The organism is Nonomuraea sp. NPDC050643, assembly GCF_040654715.1.
Taxonomy (GTDB): domain Bacteria; phylum Actinomycetota; class Actinomycetes; order Streptosporangiales; family Streptosporangiaceae; genus Nonomuraea.
In genome coordinates, this window is record NZ_JBFAIM010000074.1 from 15,325 (window position 1) to 30,228 (window position 14,904).

A 14,904-nucleotide genomic window follows, 5' to 3' on the forward strand; every position below is an offset into this window, starting at 1 on the left:
CGCCATCTCATGCGGCCTCCACGCGGAACGTCGTGTGGTACGTCCGCGACTCCTGCGGACCCAGCCAGATCATGCTGCCGTCCCGCCTGGCCACCGCGTCGCCCGACACGTGGTGCGTGGACGGCTCCAGCCCGACGGCGTAGTTGCCCGAGCGCAGGTTCATCCACTCGAAGAAGTACGGGAACTCCGCCGCCCGCCACTCCACGGCCACCCGCATGCCGAGCCGGTCGTTGACCACCGCCACCCGGTGCAGCCCGTCGGGCCGGGGGGCGAGCGCGTGCTCGTACACCTGCTCCACGAACCCCGGCACCGGGCCCGGGAACGTGATGTGGTCGGCCTTCTGCTCGGCCACGCTGTCGCTCTGCCAGAGCGTCTCGCGGATGTCGGCCTCGAGCCGGGCGCCCTCGTCGAGCAGCGGCCAGCCCAGGTTGATGTGGTACAGGTACATGTGCGGCGACGGCTCGAACCCGGCGTTCGTCACGGTGTCGATCAGCCGGATCTCGTCGCCGTGCAGGTCGGCCTCGATCCGGCGGACCATGCGCAGGTTCTCGGCGAACACCGCCGCCTGCCGCACCTCGCCCTCCGCCCACAGCACGCAGCGCTCGCCGTCCCACCGCTCGCCGTAGCCGGTGAGCCGCGCGGGCAGGTTGCCGGCGCGCCCGTGCAGGCCATGCCGTACGGACTCCCGCGGCGGATACCGGTACGTGTCCGCCGGGACGTCACCCCCGAACAGCGTGTGATCGAGCCCGGCCGTGACGATGAGCCCCGAGAACGAGCGCAACCAGGACAGCCCGTCCTCGTCGTTGTTCTCGTGCAGCCCCGGATGCCGGAAGCCCGTGGGGGAGCGCCAGCCGAACGAGCGCCCGGCGTGCTCGGCGTGCCCGATGTCCATGCACCGGTCCACCAGCACGTCGAACGCCAGCCCCGAGCCGGTGCGGAACTCCAGCGTCCTGATCCCGCGCTCGGCCCCGTCGCCGAGCGTCACGAGCCTGACCCCGCCCGCCGCGCTCAGGTCGCCCGTCAGCTCGGCCAGCCGCCTGCGGTCCGGCGTCATGCCATCACCCACCCTCCGTTGACTTCGATGGTCTGGCCCGTCACGAACGAGGCGTCCGGACCGGTCAGGAACGACACCACGGCGGCCAGCTCCTCGGGCGTGCCGCGCCGCTGGAGCGCCTGCCGCTCCAGGACGTGCCGGTTGTAGGCCTCCAGGTTCTCGTGGATCGCCTCGGCCGCCGTCGGGAACGCCCCGGGCGAAACGCAGTTGACCCGGATCTCCCTCGGCCCCAGCTCGCGGGCCAGCGCCCTGGTGAGGGAGGTGGCCGCGCCCTTGGTGGCGACGTACGCGGCCAGGTCGGACCAGCCGCCGTGCATGGTGATCGAGGCGATGTTGACGATCGCGCCGCCGCCGTCGCCCATCTGGCGGGCGGCGTGCTGGGCGCAGAGCCAGTAGGCGCGCTGGTTGACCGCGTGCACGTCGTCGTACTCGGCCAGCGGCACCTCCAGGAAGGGCCGGGCCGGGTAGATCGCGGCGTTGTTGACCAGGATCCCGACCGGGCCCAGCCGGTCGGCGGTCTCGGTGAACGCGGCCTCGATGGCGGCCGGGTCGCGCAGGTCGGCCTTCAGGTTGAGCGCGCCCTCGAGCCCGCCCGTGTCGACGTCGAGTGCGGCCACCTGATGGCCGTCGGCGGCCAGGCGGCGCACGATCGCGCGGCCCAGCGCTCCGGCGGCGCCGGTGACGAGCGCCGTGGTCATGTGTTCCTCCAGTCCTCGTGCAGGTCCCGCAGCAGGGCGGCGGCCGGGGTGCGGGCGAGCAGCCCGTCACGGATCAGCGCCGACGACCTCTCTTGCAGGGTGATGTAGCCGGGGAAGCGCGGCCTGATCCAGGCGGCCTCCATGGTGGCCAGGGTGTCGCGGTAGAAGCCCGTCGCGGGCCGCCCGCCGTCCTGCGCCGTCCAGACGGAACGGGCGGCCGGCTGCCCGCCCACGGCCGGGAACAGCCGGGCCTGCACGGGCTCGGAGGTCAGCCGGAGCAGGTGCGCGCGGACGGCCTCGCGGATCGTGCCGATGCGCCGCCGCGAGACGACGAGCCCGGTGCCGCCGAGCACGCTGCCGGGCGCCGCGCCGGGCCACGCGGGGGCGTCCGACCACGTCAGCGGATACGTCACGTAGCCGTAGAGCAGCGGGCAGCAGTCCACGGCGTCCGCCGTCATCGCGTCCAGCACGCCGATCGGGTTGCGAAGCGACAGCTCGGGGTCGGACAACGCCAGCAGCTCGGCCATCAGCTCCAGCGCCCGCTCCCCGGCCTCCTCGTCGAGGAAGTCGCCCGAGCACAGCGCGCAGAACATCAGGAACGCGTGCGGTCCGCCCAGGCACAGCGCCGTCCGCGTGCCGCGCGCGAACTCCGCCAGCTCCGGCCACGTCCCGGGCACCGTCACGCCGGGCCGGGCCGCGGCCACCTGGGTGGCGGCGTCGAGGGGCAGCGCCCACTGGCGGCCGTCCAGGTGGTAGCTCTCGTACGAGCGGCCCGCGAACCGCAGCCCGGCCAGCTCGTCCGGCCCGAACAGCTCCTCCATCGGCACCAGCGCGTCCGTGGCCGCGCCCAGCCCCGGATGGTCGATCACCATCACGTCGTAGGTCTGCGCCAGCCGCGTGATCGGCTCCGACTCGAAGCCCTCCAGCGGCTGGCGGTCCCACTCGATCGGCTCCGGGACCTGCCCGTACGGGTTGTCCCCGGCCAGGTCGAGCCGGGTCAGCTCGTCCAGCGGGGCGTATCCGCGCGGGTGGTCCCAGGTCAGTCCTCGCATGCCAGCACGCCCTCCGCGACCAGCTCGGCGGTGCGCTCCGCGGGGTAGCCGAGCTCTTCGAGCAACTCCCTGGTGTGCTCACCGACCAGCGGAGCGCCCCGGCGGACCGCGGGTGGGGTGGCGCTGAAGCCGTACGGGAAGCCGGGGGTGGTGACCGTGCCCTCGGTGCGGTGGTCGTAGGTGACGAAAGAGCCGTTGTGCTTGACCTGGGGGTCGTTCACCAGGTCGGCGTAGCCGTACACCGGGCCCGCCCACAGGTCGTGACGGGCGCAGACCTCCAGCCACTCGGCCGTCGTACGCTCCGGCAGGCGGCCGGCCACGAGCGCGGTGATCTCGTCGCGGCGGGTGTGGCCGTCGGCGTCGCCGTCCATCTTGGCCAGCTCCGGCAGGTCCAGCGCCACGGCCAGGCCGTCCAGCCTGGGCATGCCGAGCGCGATGTAGCCGTCCTTGGTGGCGAACACGCCGTACGGGGCGCGGATGTAGGTGTGCCCGTGCGGCTCGGTCCCGCGCCGCTGCGGCACCTTGCCGACGGTGTAGATCGACAGCTCCTGCATCTGCACGGCGACGGCGGCGTCCAGCATGTTGACGCTGACCCGCTGGCCCTCCCCGGTGCGCTCGCGGTGCAGCAGCGCGGCGAGCGCGCCCTCGAAGGCGCTGTAGGCGGTGATGGCGTCGATCGCGTACGTGCCGGCGGGCGCGGGCGGGTCGCCGTCGCGGCCGGTGCTCAGCATGGCGCCGCTCATCGCCTGCAGCAGCAGGTCCTGGCCGGGGCGCGAGATGTACGGGCCGGTCTCCCCGTAGCCGGACATGGAGACGTACACGATGGCCGGGTTGAGCCCGCTGATCGTGTCGTAGTCCATGCCGAGCCGCTCGGCCACGCCGGGCCGGTAGTTCTGCAGGAACACGTCGGCGGAGGCCGCCAGCCGGTGCACGATCTCGCGGCCCGCGTCCGACTTGAGGTTCACGGCGAGGCTGCGCTTGTTGCGGTTGAGCGACAGGAACGAGGCGTTGACCTCGTTGCCGGTGGCGCCGCCCGCCGGGGCGTGCCGCTGCCACTCGCCGGTCACCGGCTCCACCTTGACCACGTCCGCGCCCAGGTCGCCCAGCCGCATGGCGGCCAGCGGGCCCGCCATCGCGATGGACAGGTCGATCACACGGTAGCCGTCGAGCACGCCCATGTCAGCGCCCCTCGAAGACGGGCTCGCGGCGGGCGGCGAAGGCGGCCCGCCCCTCGGCCGCGTCGGCGGTGGCGAAGCAGACGGTCTGCAGGTCGCGCTCGTACTGGATGGCCTGGTCGAGGGGCATCGAGTAGGCGGCCCTGAGGTTGGCCTTGGCGGTCTGCGCGGCGATCGGCGGGCGCTTGGCGATCGTCTCGGCCAGCGTGCGCACCGCCTTCATGAGCTCCTGCGGCGGATGGACGTCCGTGACCAGCCCCCAGTCTCGGGCGCGGGCGGCGTCGATCGGGTCGCCGGTCAGCAGCATGGTCGCCGCGTTGCTCGGGCCGACGGCGTGGGTCAGCAGCGCCGACTGGCCGCTGCCGCCGATCCAGCCCAGCTTGATCTCCGGCGCGGCGAACGTGGCGGTCTCGGAGGCGATCCGGATGTCGCAGGCCATGGCCAGTTCCAGGCCACCGCCGTAGGCGTAGCCGTTGACGGCCGCGATGACCGGCTTGCGCAGGGCCCGGACGGCGTCGCCGTAGTCGCCGCGGTTGCGGAACTCCCACGGGGTGGCGTACTCGTCGAGTTCGCGGATGTCGCTGCCGACGCAGAAGGAGCGCTCGCCCGCTCCGGTGAGCACGGCCACCCGGATGTCCGGGTCGGCCTCCACCCGGCTCAGGCAGGCGCGCAGCGCGGCGGCCATGTCGGGGGTGATGGCGTTGAGCTTGGCGGGTCTGTTGAGGGTGACGACGGCCACCGGGCCGTCGACGTCGAGGAGGACGTCCAAAGGTTCGCTCATTTCTAGCAGCAGAGACGTACGTGCTGCTCGGCGTCGGCACGGGCGACCTCGACCACCTCGCGCATGGCCTCCTCGGCCTTGCGGTGGTGCCTGCGCCTGATCGCCAGCGCCACGCGCTCGTGGCCGGGCAGCGTTTCCTTGTTGTGCGCCACCGAGCGGGTGTGCACCTGGCGCACGGACCGCAGGGCGATGCTGATCATGTCGTAGATGTAGAGCAGCAGGTCGTTGTCCGCCGCGGCGAACACCGCCTTGTGGAAGGCCAGGTCCGCCTCGATGAAGGGCTCGGGGTCGTCGGCCGTGGCGTACAGCGCGGCCAGGGCCTCGTCGATGCGGCGCACCGCGACCGCGTCGGCCCGCTCGGCCGCCACCCTGGCCGCCCCGGGCTCCAGCGCGACCCGCAGGTCGGCCAGCACCCGAATGTCCCCGGGCCGCGGTTCGGGCTCGAACCGCCAGCTCAGCACGTCGGCGTCGAGCAGGTTCCAGGACTCGCGGGGGCGCACGATCGTGCCCGCGCTCCTCCTGGTCTCCAGCAGGCCCTTGCCGGCCAGCACCTTCACGCCCTCCCGCACGGCGGAGCGGCCCACGCCGAGCTCGCCGACCAGCTCCTCCTCGATGGGGATGGACGTGCCGGGAGCGAGGGAGCCGCCGACGATGCGGGCGCCGAGGGCATGCACGACCTGGGCGTGCCGATCCCTCTGAGGGTCTGTAGCCACGGCTTGCACGCTAGCGGGCGAACACGACATTTCATAGGCTTTCATCTGATGAAGTGAGAATTTCATCTGATGAAGTCACGCCCTCTTAACATTCCGCACTCTTGGTAGTACCTTTCGGTCAAGTGGTACGACCAATCGGCCCGAGGTGATCGTCATCGCCCCCGATCCCGTCTCCGACGCCCTGTCCGACCTCATCCGCGACCTCGGTGAAGGCGCCCGGCTGCCGCCCGAGCGGGAGCTGGCCGAGCGCCTCGGCGTGAGCCGTACCGCGCTGCGCGACCGCCTGCGCCTGCTGGAGGGCTTCGGCGTGCTGCGCAGGCGCCAGGGCTCCGGCACATACGTGCAGCGCCTGGCCCCGCAGGGCCTGGAGAGCGCGCTCGACCTGGCCCTGTCCGCGAGCCACCTCAGCATCGAGTCCCTGCACTCGGTACGGGTCGCGCTCGAACGCCAGGCCGCCAGGGAGGCCGCCCGCAAGGGCGACCCCGTCGCCATCGCCCACGTCGGCAAGGCCCTGGCCGACATGGAGGCCGCCGCCACCGCCGAGGACATCGACCGCGCCGACTTCGCCTTCCACCAGGCGCTGCTGCACGCCACCGGCAACGCCGCCCTGACGTTCTTCGCCGACGCGATGACCGGCGTGCTCTTCCGCGCCGTCCGCCAGCGCCGCGACCGGCTCAAGACCCACCCCCACGACAAGGAGGTCTCGGTGGCCGCCCACCGCCCCCTCTACGAGGCCCTGCTCGCCGGCGACGCGGACGCCGCCGGCCGGGCCAGCGACGACCACTTCCAGGTCTGGCACGACCTGTTCACGCGACCCCGGATGGAGAGGCCATGAGACTCGGATTGATCCACACCTCGGCGACGCTGGTGGAGGTGTTCGCCAAGCTGTGCGCCGAGCACCTGCCGGGGGTGGACACGTTCAACATCGTCGACGACAGCCTGATCAAGAACACCATCGCCGCGGGGCGGCTCACACCCCAGACCGCGCGCCGCGTCGCCGGCCACATCGGCTCCGCCGAGGCCGCCGGCGCCGACCACATCCTGGTCACCTGCTCCTCGATCGGCCCGGCCGTCGAGGCGGCCGAGCCGCTCACCGGCGTGCCGGTGACGCGGGTGGACCGGCCGATGGCCGACCGCGCCGTCTCCCTCGGCCGCCGGATCGGCGTGCTCGCCACCCTGTCCACGACCCTCGAACCCACCGCCGACCTGGTCCGCCGCCGCGCCGCCGGCCAGGAGGTCGAGCTGACCGCGCGGCTGTGCGACGGCGCGTTCGAGGCCCTGATGAGCGGCGACGCCGCCACCCACGACGCCCGCGTGGCCGCCGCCCTGTCCGAGCTGGCCCAGCAGGTGGACGTCATCGTCCTGGCCCAGGCCTCGATGGCCCGCGTGGCCGGCGCCGCCGACGTGCCCGTGCCCGTCCTGGCCAGCCCGCCGCTCGCCATGGAGCACCTGGCCAAGGAGCTGTATGCGTGAGCTGACCGTCGCCACGTACCAGGTCGTCACCAGGCTGCCGCTGGAGCAGGCGGTGAGCGCGATCGCGGGCGAGCAGAGCACCGGCACGTTCGTCGCCGTGGCCGGGGAGACCGCCGAACTGCGCGCCCGGCACAGCGCGGTGGTGCTGGACCTGACCGAGATCCCCGTCCCGGCCGGCGACGGGCTGCCGGGGGCGCGGGGCGACGGGCCCCTGCGGGCCGCCCTGGTGCGGATCGGGTTCCCGCTGGCGAACACCGGGCCGTCCCTGACCAACCTCTTCCCCGTGGTCGCCGGCAACCTGTACGAGTTACGCGAACTGGCCGGCCTCAAACTGGTGGACCTGGAGTTGCCGGCCGCGTTCGGGGAGGCGTACCTGCCGGCCGCGTACGCCGTCTCCGGCACCCGGCGGCTGGTCGGACGCCCCGAGGGCGTGCTGATCGGCACCATCGTCAAGCCCAACGTCGGCCTGCGCCCCGCCGACTACGAGCCGCTGGTGCTCGAACTGGGGCTGGCCGGGGCCGACTTCATCAAGGACGACGAGGTCAACGCCGACTGCCCGCCCGCGCCCCTGGCGCAGCGCGTCCGGGTGGTGACGCGGGCGCTCGACGAGGTGGAACGCCGCACCGGCCGCCGCCCCATGTACGCCTTCAACATCAGCGACGAGCCCGACCGGATGCTGCGCAATCACGACCTGGTGGTGGCCGCGGGCGGGACCTGCGTGATGGTCAACCTGAACGTCGTGGGCTTCCCGGCCGTCGCCATGCTGCGACGCCACGCCCGGGTTCCGATCCACGCCCACGTCACGGGGATCGGGGCGCTCGTGCGGCATCCGGGGCTGGGGATGGGGTACGTGGCGTACCAGAAGCTGGCCCGCCTGACCGGGATCGACCACCTGCACTGCGGCGGGTTCCACAGCAAGTTCTACGTGACGGACGACGAGGTCGCGGCCACGGTGCGGGCGGTGCGTGAGCCACTGCTCGGGGGCTTCCCGTGCCTGCCCGTCCTGTCGTCGGCCCAGTGGGCGGGAACGGCGCCGGTCGCCTTGGAGCGGACGGGGACGCAGGATCTGCTGGTGCTGGCGGGCGGGGGCGTACTGGGGCATCCGGACGGGGCGGCGGCCGGGATCACCAGCATCCGGCAGGCCTGGGCCGCCGCCGCGGCCGGGGTGCCGCTGGACGAGGTCAACGAACCGGAACTGACCAGGGCGCTGCACCACTTCGGCGGGATGGTGCCCCGATGACGGTCGGCAGGACTGTCGTGCCGACGGCCTGCGAGGCCGTCGTGACCCGGACTTGTGGAACGGTCGTGACCCGCGCCTGCGGAACTGTCGTGACCTGGGCTTGTAGAACGGTCGTGACCCGGGCCTGTGGGACTATCGTGACCCTGGCCCGCTGGACGGTGGCATTGTGACGATCTTCGCCTTCGTGGCCGACGACTTCACCGGGGCGACCGACGCGCTCTGGCAGTTCAGGCGGTTCGGGTTCACCGGATCCCTGGTCACGGATGTGGCCCACCTGCACGACCGGGACGACGTCATCGGCCTCGCCACCACGGCCAGGGCGGAGGCCGACCCCGCCGCCGTGGTCCTGCCCGCGCTTCGGGCTCTCGCGGCCCTTTCGCCGCTGGTCGTCCAGTACAAGATCTGCTCGACCTTCGACTCCTCGCCCGCGCGTGGCAGCATCGGGTCCGTCATCGCGGCCCTGCACCGCGAGGGCCTCACCGGGGACCGCCCGGTGCCGGTCCTGGCCGCACAGCCCGAGTTCGGGCGCTATACGTGGTTCGCCAACCACTTCGTCCGGGCGGGCGACGAGATGCTCAGACTCGACCGCTACCCACCGATGCGCGACCACCCGTCCACGCCTGCGACGGAGGCCGACCTGCGGGTCCGGCTGGCCGAGCAGGGAGCCGGACGTATCGGATGGTTGCCGCCCGGAGCGGCGTACCCGGAGGAAGGGGACGCGGCCTTCGTGGCGGACGCGACCACAGAGGACCACCTCCGGGCTCTTGGCGCCTTGCTGCTCACGGAGGCGCGACGCAGGGGACCGCTGTACTGCGTCGGCTCCGGCGGCCTCACCTACGCCCTCGCCTCGGCCCTGACCCCCCACCCCCAAACCCCAACCCCCCACCCCACCCAAACCACCCCGACCGCGCCCTTCGACCCGACTGCCCCGCTGAGCCCGGACGCGTCGCCGACGTCGGTCACGCCGCTGGGGTCGGGTGCGCCGCGCGGCCCGGCAGTGCCGCTCGGTCAAAGCGTGTTGCCGGGGTCGGGTGTGCCGCGTGGTCCGGCCGTGCCGCTGGGGCAGGGCGCTTCGCTGGGGTCAGGCACGCCCCCTGGTCCAGCCGTGCCGCTCAGCCAGGGCGCGTCGCGTGGTCCGGTCGCCTCGTCCGGCCCGATCGTGTCGTCCAGCCTGGCTGCCCTGTCTGGTCCGGTCGCGTCGTCTGGTTCGGTCGCGTCTGGATCGGGTGGGTTGCTTGGCGGGGGAGCGGTGCTCGGGGCGGCTGTGCCTGTGCTGGTCGTGTGTGGGAGTCGGTCGCCGATCACCGCTCGCCAGATCGACACGGCGGAACGGGCGGGATGGCGGGTGCTGGACGTCTCGGAGGAGGTGGGCGCGCAGGTGGAAGCGAGCCTGCGCGAAGGACGTCACACGATCGTTCAGTCCACGCGAGGGCCGGCCCGCGACCCGGCCGACATCGGGGAGTCGCTCGGCCGGGTCGCCGCCGCAGCCGTGCGGGCCGGGCTGGTGGGGCGGCTGGTGGTCGCAGGTGGGGACACCTCCGGTCAGGTCGTCGCCGAACTCGGGGCCCGCTCCCTGGACGTGATCGGCACGCTGGCGGTCGGCGGCCCGGTGTGCGTGTTGGCCTCGGACGATCCGGCCTGTGACGGGCTCGAGGTGGCACTCAAGGGCGGGCAGGTGGGCGGCGACGACTACTTCCTGAGAGCCGCCGCCGGGACGCCGGCACACCCCCGGACGTAAACCGCCCCGGAACGCCGCTACGGGCCCCACGCGGCCCCACGTGGCCTACCTACGTGGACCGCCCGAACCGCCGGTACGCCGCCCGGTGTCCGGCCGTTTCGGTACGCCGCCGGGCTGGGGGCTCCCGGGATGCCGGGGCGTCTCCTGATGTGGGGCGCTTCGGGCTATCGCCCGGCGTGGGATCGCTTGGGGACCTCGGCCGCTGTGGAGCCGCCCGGGGCATCGCCCGGTGAGGGGTGGCCCGGGATGCCCGCTCTGCGTGGTCCCACGCCGGGATGGCCGTTCGGTGGGGGAGCGTCTGGAAGGTCGGTGGTTCGGCGGATGTCGGGGTGGGCCGGTACGTCGTTCGGTGTAGGGCCGGGTCCTTGTCGCACTTCCTTGGGGGCAGGCCCGATCGAGACCGTTGTCCGATGTCCTCGCCGCTCATGCCCGGCACCGTGGAGGGCGAGGAGAGGAAGGGAGTGCGGTCATGATGTATCCGGATTTGCGGGGCAAGGTGGCGCTGGTGACCGGCGGTTCTGGGGGGATCGGGCGTGAGACCGCCCGGCTTCTGGCCGCCCAGGGGATGAGGGTCGTCATCAACGGTCGTGACCCCGTCGCGATCGAGGCCGCCGTGAGCGACGTCCTCGGCGACCAGGCGATCGGGGCGGCCACAGGGGTGGGGGTCGCGGTGAATGACGGGACCGGTGGGCGGGGGAGCGGGGTGGACGACCTACCCCAGGGCGACGTACCCCATGGCGACCTACCCCAGAGTGAGGTGATCGGGGTGGTGGCGGACAGTACGGACTTCGCCGCCGTTGAGGCCATGCGGGTGGAGACCGAGCGCCGGTTCGGGCCGGTGGACGTGCTGGCGATCTTCGCCGGGGGCGGCACCGGGCGGCCGCGGCCGATCGATCAGATGAGTGACGAGGACTGGCACGCGACCCTCGACGCCAACCTCACCTCCACCTACCTGGTGATCAAGAGTTTCCTGCCGGGCATGCGGGAACGCCGGAGCGGCTCCATTGTGACGATGGCGTCGCTGGCGGCGCGCACCCCGACCCCCGCCTCCGTGGCCTACACCGCCGCCAAGGCCGGGGTGATCGCGCTGACCAAGCAGCTCGCGTACGAGCTCGGCCCCGCCGGCATCCGGGTCAACGCCGTCTCGCCATCGACGATCATGACGGACCGGCTGGAGGAGCGGATGCCCAGGGAGTTCAAGGAGCGGATGCTGGCCGAGCACCCCCTGGGACGGCTCGGGACGCCGCTGGACGTGGCCGGGGTGACGGCGTTCCTGGCCTCCGACGTCTCCTCGTGGCTCACCGGGCTCACGATCGACGTCGCGGGCGGGAAGTGGATGCCGTAGGCGGGAGAGGTACAGCCTGCTGTACCTCGGACCCGGCAGGAGGCTGGCTGTCTCCGGGGGGGTCCGGATTCCTACCGTGATGCGCATGAGCGATCCGTACAGCATCGATCCCGACCGGACCCGTTCGGTCCCGCCGCAGGCCCGCTCCGGCGGGCGCGCACTTCGCGTTCTGCTCTGGGGGCTGCTCGCGGTCTCCATCGCGGTCAACGTGGCCGCCAGCCTCGCCGCCGGGGACGGGGTCTCCTTCCTCGGGCTGGGCGCCGGTGTGGTGGCCATCGGCTGCGTCACCGGGCTGGTGCTGCAGCACTTCGGACGGCGGCGCCCGTGAGCCACGTCGTCACCCTGGACCAGGTCACCCGGACCTACGGCGACGTCGTCGCGCTGGACGAGGTGACGATCGGGTTCCCGCGGGGCCGGTTCGTGGCCGTCATGGGGCCCTCGGGGTCGGGCAAGAGCACGCTGCTGCACTGCGCCGCCGCGCTCGACGTGCCCGACTCCGGCACGGTCACGATCGGGGGCGTGGACGCGGCGCGGCTGTCCGAGACGCGGCGTACCGAGCTGCGCAGGAAGCATGTCGGGTTCGTGTTCCAGGCGTACAACCTGCTGCCCGCCATCACCGTCGAGCAGAACATCACGCTGCCGCTCCGGCTGGCGGGCGCGCGGCCCGACCCGGAGTGGCTGGGGGAGCTGGTGGACCGGGTGGGGCTGCGTGACCGGCTGCACCACCGGCCGGGCGAGCTGTCCGGCGGGCAGCAGCAGCGGGCCGCCATCGTACGGGCGCTCGCCGCGCGCCCCGACGTGGTCTTCGCCGACGAGCCCACGGGGGCGCTCGATCTGCGTAGCGCCGCCGAGGTGCTCGGCCTGCTGCGTGAGCTGGTCGATGACCTGGGCCAGAGCGTGGTCATGGTCACGCACGATCCGGCGGCGGCGGCCAGGGCGCACGACACGCTGGTGATGGCGGACGGCAAGGTGGTCGACCTGCTCAACGGGCCGTCGGCCGGTGACCTGGCGGCCCGGCTCTCGGACCTGGGGAGTGGCGGTCTGCGCCTCGTGGAGGGTGCCCGATGATCCGGATGGCGGTGCGGATGGCCGGGGCGGGCGGGCTCGTGGTGGCGTTCTTCGCGGTGCTCGGGGGGATGGCGCTGATCACGGGGGCCGGGGTGATCGTCGAGTCCGGGCTGCGGTCGTCGGTGGCCGTGCAGCGGCTGGCGGGGGCCGACGTGGTGGTGTCCGCCAGGCAGTCGCTGCCGCGTGAGGAGGAGCTGCCGGCGGCCCTGCCCGAGCGCGCCGTGGTGCCGGACGCGCTGGTCACGACGTTGCGGGAGGTGCCGGGGGTGGCCGCCGCGGCGGGCGACGTGAGCTTTCCGGCGGCCCTGCTGGATGAGGCCACGGCCCCCAAGGGCGAGGCGGCGGTGGCGGGGCATGGGTGGGCGTCGTTCGCGCTCGCGGCCGGCTCCGTGACCGCCGGTACGCCGCCCCAGGCCGCCGACGAGGTGGCGCTGCGCGGCGTGCGACCCGGCCGGCCGGTACGGATCGTCGCCGCCGGCCGGACCGGAACCTACCGGGTGAGCGGGAACGTCGACGCCCCCGGCATCTACTTCGCCGACCCCACCGCCGCCACCCTGGCGGGCAGGACGAAGGGTCCCCGCGCCGGCACCGTGGACCTCGTCGCCCTCCGCGCCGCCCCGGGCACCGGCCCGGACGCCCTGGCCGGCGAGCTCGCCCGCCGTCTCGGCGACCGCTACGAGATCTCCACCGGCCGCGCCAAGGGGGACGCCGAGTCGCCGGGCATGGCCGCCGCCCGCGGGCTGCTCATCGCCCTGCCGGGCTCGATCGGCGGCGTCGGCCTGACCGTCGTCGGCTTCGTCGTGGGCGGCGGCCTGGCCCTGTCCATCAACCGGCAGCGCCGTGACCTGGCCCTGCTGCGGGCGGCCGGCGCGACTCCGCGCCAGGTGCGACGGCTGATCGCCGTACAGGCCGGGGTGGCCTCCGCCGCCGCGCTCCTGCCCGGTGCGGCGCTCGGATATCACCTGGCCGCCCGGTTCGGGGAGCTGCTGGTGTCCGTCGGAGCATTGCCCGCCGCCCTGCCGCTCGTCCACAGCCCGCTCCCGGCCGTGGCGGCGACGTCGCTGCTGGCCGCCGTGGTCAGGCTCGCCTCGTGGGCCGCGTCGCTGCGGGCCTCGCGCATGTCGCCCGTCGAGGGGCTCACCGAGTCGCAGAGCGAGCCGCGGGCGCCGGGCCGGGTGCGTACCGGGGCGGGGCTGCTGCTCATGCCGGTCTCGCTCGTCCTGTCGTGCCTGCCGCTGCTGATGCGCGGCGAGGCGGCGGTGATCGGGCCCGCGACGGCCGCGCTGCTCGCCGTGGTCGGCCTGGCGCTGGCCGGGCCGCGCCTGGTCCAGCTCGCCACCGCGGCCCTGGCCGCCCGGCTCCCGCGCGGCCTGTCCGCCCCGGCCTGGCTGGCCGTCCACAACACCGGCGCGTACGCCCTCAGGACCGCCGGCGCCGTGGCCGCCCTCAGCATGGTCCTGACCCTGGGCCTGAGCGTCGTCCTGACCCAGACCACGGTCGTGCGCGCCAAGTCGGACGAGGCCGCGGCGGCCCTGCGCGGCCTGCGCACCATCACCGCACCCGCGCTGGGCGGCATCCCCCACGGACTGCTCGACGACGTACGCGCGCTCCCCGGCGTCGAACGGGCCGCCGCCACTGCCACGACCACCGTCCTCACCGGCTCCCTGGTCCTCGGCGACTCCTCCGAGCTCAACCCCAGGCCCGCCTGGGTGCTCGGCCCGGACGCCGACGGAGTCGTGGACCTCGGCGTGGTCCAGGGCGGCCTGGCGGGGCTCAGGGGCGCGACGGTCGCGGTGGACGAGAGCGCGGGGCGGGTGGGGCAGCGACTCGACCTCGTCATGGGCGACGGGGCCAGGGTGAGCGCGCGGGTCGTGGCCACGTACCGGCGTTCGCTCGGTTTCGGGCCCGTGGTGGTCTCGCGCGACCTGGCGGCCGGGCACACCACGTCGGGGCTGGACTCGGCCATCCTCGTCCGTGGGACGGCCGACCTCACGGCGCTGGGGTGGCCGGGCGTGGAGGTCGCCGGGACCGCCGCCACGGCGTCGCTCGACGGGTCGGCCGAGGCGCTGGTGAACGTGGCCGTGCTGGCGGTGCTGCTGGCGTACGTGCTGGTGGCGGTGGCCAACCGGCTGGTGGCGACCACCACGGCCCGGCGCGGCGAGCTGGACGCGCTGCGGCGGCTGGGCGCCACGCCCGCTCAGCTCAGGAGCATGATCCGCTGGGAGGCCGCGCTGCTCGCGGCGGCCGCGTCAGGAGCGGGGCTGGCGCTGCCGGCGGTGCCGCTGGCCATGGTGGGCCTCGGCTTCCTGGGCCGCCCCTGGCCGGCCGGGCCGCTGTGGCTGGCGCCCGCCGCCGTCGCCGTGGTCGCGGTGGTGGTGTGGCTCGCACTCGGCCTGCCCGCCCGCCGGGCGATCACCGGAGGAGGCGCGGTGAAAGCCGCCACGGCCGCTTCCACAGTGCTCACAGTTGCTGTTCCCCGGACATGATGTGGATCACTTTGTCCGATCGTCAATTTTTGTCCGGATTCTGTGACATAAGTGCCTGTATGAGGGCTGTAAGAGGCACCT

General features: G+C 73.6%; 14 protein-coding genes. 8 read left to right on the forward strand and 6 right to left on the reverse strand.

What is annotated here, in order from left to right:
* Positions 1 to 7: 7 nt before the first annotated feature.
* The 6 genes from AB0I15_RS54875 to AB0I15_RS54900 are packed head-to-tail and all read right to left on the reverse strand — an operon-like array spanning position 8 to position 5,473.
* On the reverse strand, positions 8 to 1,054 hold the full coding sequence (locus AB0I15_RS54875) for an aldose 1-epimerase family protein (protein WP_358115755.1): 1,047 nt from the start codon (positions 1,052 to 1,054) through the stop codon (positions 8 to 10).
* A complete protein-coding gene (locus AB0I15_RS54880) occupies positions 1,051 to 1,752 on the reverse strand; it encodes an SDR family oxidoreductase (protein WP_358115758.1) in 702 nt (233 codons plus the stop codon). The genes AB0I15_RS54875 and AB0I15_RS54880 overlap by 4 nt, the downstream gene beginning before the upstream one ends.
* Positions 1,749 to 2,804, reverse strand: coding sequence for a hypothetical protein (locus tag AB0I15_RS54885; protein ID WP_358115761.1), 1,056 nt, complete (start codon positions 2,802 to 2,804; stop codon positions 1,749 to 1,751). The genes AB0I15_RS54880 and AB0I15_RS54885 overlap by 4 nt, the downstream gene beginning before the upstream one ends.
* Entirely contained in the window at positions 2,792 to 3,982 is a 1,191-nt protein-coding gene (locus AB0I15_RS54890) for a CoA transferase (RefSeq protein WP_358115764.1), read from the reverse strand. Before AB0I15_RS54890 ends, AB0I15_RS54885 begins: the two co-directional genes overlap by 13 nt.
* Before the next feature lies 1 nt (position 3,983).
* A complete protein-coding gene (locus AB0I15_RS54895) occupies positions 3,984 to 4,760 on the reverse strand; it encodes an enoyl-CoA hydratase/isomerase family protein (RefSeq protein ID WP_358115767.1) in 777 nt (258 codons plus the stop codon).
* 2 nt (positions 4,761 to 4,762) lie between these two features.
* Positions 4,763 to 5,473 carry a FadR/GntR family transcriptional regulator gene (locus tag AB0I15_RS54900; RefSeq protein WP_358115770.1) on the reverse strand — a complete coding sequence of 237 codons (711 nt, stop codon included), beginning with the start codon at positions 5,471 to 5,473 and terminating at the stop codon, positions 4,763 to 4,765.
* A gap of 145 nt (positions 5,474 to 5,618) precedes the next feature.
* Here AB0I15_RS54900 and AB0I15_RS54905 point away from each other — a divergent pair, with 145 nt between their 5' ends.
* The 8 genes from AB0I15_RS54905 to AB0I15_RS54940 all read left to right on the forward strand — a co-directional run bounded on the left by AB0I15_RS54905 (position 5,619) and on the right by AB0I15_RS54940 (position 14,823).
* Positions 5,619 to 6,308: an FCD domain-containing protein gene (locus AB0I15_RS54905; RefSeq protein ID WP_358115773.1), complete on the forward strand. Its 690-nt coding sequence runs from the start codon at positions 5,619 to 5,621 to the stop codon at positions 6,306 to 6,308.
* Positions 6,305 to 6,946, forward strand: a complete 642-nt coding sequence (locus AB0I15_RS54910; RefSeq protein ID WP_358115776.1) for an aspartate/glutamate racemase family protein — start codon at positions 6,305 to 6,307, stop codon at positions 6,944 to 6,946. The genes AB0I15_RS54905 and AB0I15_RS54910 overlap by 4 nt, the downstream gene beginning before the upstream one ends.
* Positions 6,939 to 8,186: a RuBisCO large subunit C-terminal-like domain-containing protein gene (locus AB0I15_RS54915; RefSeq protein ID WP_358115779.1), complete on the forward strand. Its 1,248-nt coding sequence runs from the start codon at positions 6,939 to 6,941 to the stop codon at positions 8,184 to 8,186. The genes AB0I15_RS54910 and AB0I15_RS54915 overlap by 8 nt, the downstream gene beginning before the upstream one ends.
* Before the next feature lie 166 nt (positions 8,187 to 8,352).
* The gene (locus tag AB0I15_RS54920; protein ID WP_358115782.1) at positions 8,353 to 9,924 is read left to right on the forward strand and encodes a four-carbon acid sugar kinase family protein; all 1,572 of its coding nucleotides are present in this window, start codon (positions 8,353 to 8,355) and stop codon (positions 9,922 to 9,924) included.
* Positions 9,925 to 10,393: 469 nt separating this feature from the next.
* Positions 10,394 to 11,269, forward strand: coding sequence for an SDR family NAD(P)-dependent oxidoreductase (locus AB0I15_RS54925; RefSeq protein WP_358115785.1), 876 nt, complete (start codon positions 10,394 to 10,396; stop codon positions 11,267 to 11,269).
* Positions 11,270 to 11,354: 85 nt separating this feature from the next.
* A complete protein-coding gene (locus AB0I15_RS54930) occupies positions 11,355 to 11,597 on the forward strand; it encodes a hypothetical protein (RefSeq protein ID WP_358115787.1) in 243 nt (80 codons plus the stop codon).
* A complete protein-coding gene (locus AB0I15_RS54935; protein ID WP_358115790.1) occupies positions 11,594 to 12,337 on the forward strand; it encodes an ABC transporter ATP-binding protein in 744 nt (247 codons plus the stop codon). Before AB0I15_RS54930 ends, AB0I15_RS54935 begins: the two co-directional genes overlap by 4 nt.
* On the forward strand, positions 12,334 to 14,823 hold the full coding sequence (locus tag AB0I15_RS54940; RefSeq protein ID WP_358115793.1) for an ABC transporter permease: 2,490 nt from the start codon (positions 12,334 to 12,336) through the stop codon (positions 14,821 to 14,823). The genes AB0I15_RS54935 and AB0I15_RS54940 overlap by 4 nt, the downstream gene beginning before the upstream one ends.
* Positions 14,824 to 14,904 lie beyond the last annotated feature (81 nt).

What these genes read in the sequence shown, in the direction of transcription:
- AB0I15_RS54885 (WP_358115761.1), bottom strand. Translation starts at nt 2,804, where the DNA reads ATGCGAGGACTGACCTGGGACCACCCGCGCGGATACGCCCCGCTGGAC.
- AB0I15_RS54930 (WP_358115787.1), top strand. Translation starts at nt 11,355, where the DNA reads ATGAGCGATCCGTACAGCATCGATCCCGACCGGACCCGTTCGGTCCCG.
- AB0I15_RS54880 (WP_358115758.1), bottom strand. Translation starts at nt 1,752, where the DNA reads ATGACCACGGCGCTCGTCACCGGCGCCGCCGGAGCGCTGGGCCGCGCG.
- AB0I15_RS54940 (WP_358115793.1), top strand. Translation starts at nt 12,334, where the DNA reads ATGATCCGGATGGCGGTGCGGATGGCCGGGGCGGGCGGGCTCGTGGTG.
- AB0I15_RS54915 (WP_358115779.1), top strand. Translation starts at nt 6,939, where the DNA reads ATGCGTGAGCTGACCGTCGCCACGTACCAGGTCGTCACCAGGCTGCCG.
- AB0I15_RS54895 (WP_358115767.1), bottom strand. Translation starts at nt 4,760, where the DNA reads ATGAGCGAACCTTTGGACGTCCTCCTCGACGTCGACGGCCCGGTGGCC.
- AB0I15_RS54890 (WP_358115764.1), bottom strand. Translation starts at nt 3,982, where the DNA reads ATGGGCGTGCTCGACGGCTACCGTGTGATCGACCTGTCCATCGCGATG.
- AB0I15_RS54925 (WP_358115785.1), top strand. Translation starts at nt 10,394, where the DNA reads ATGATGTATCCGGATTTGCGGGGCAAGGTGGCGCTGGTGACCGGCGGT.
- AB0I15_RS54875 (WP_358115755.1), bottom strand. Translation starts at nt 1,054, where the DNA reads ATGACGCCGGACCGCAGGCGGCTGGCCGAGCTGACGGGCGACCTGAGC.
- AB0I15_RS54910 (WP_358115776.1), top strand. Translation starts at nt 6,305, where the DNA reads ATGAGACTCGGATTGATCCACACCTCGGCGACGCTGGTGGAGGTGTTC.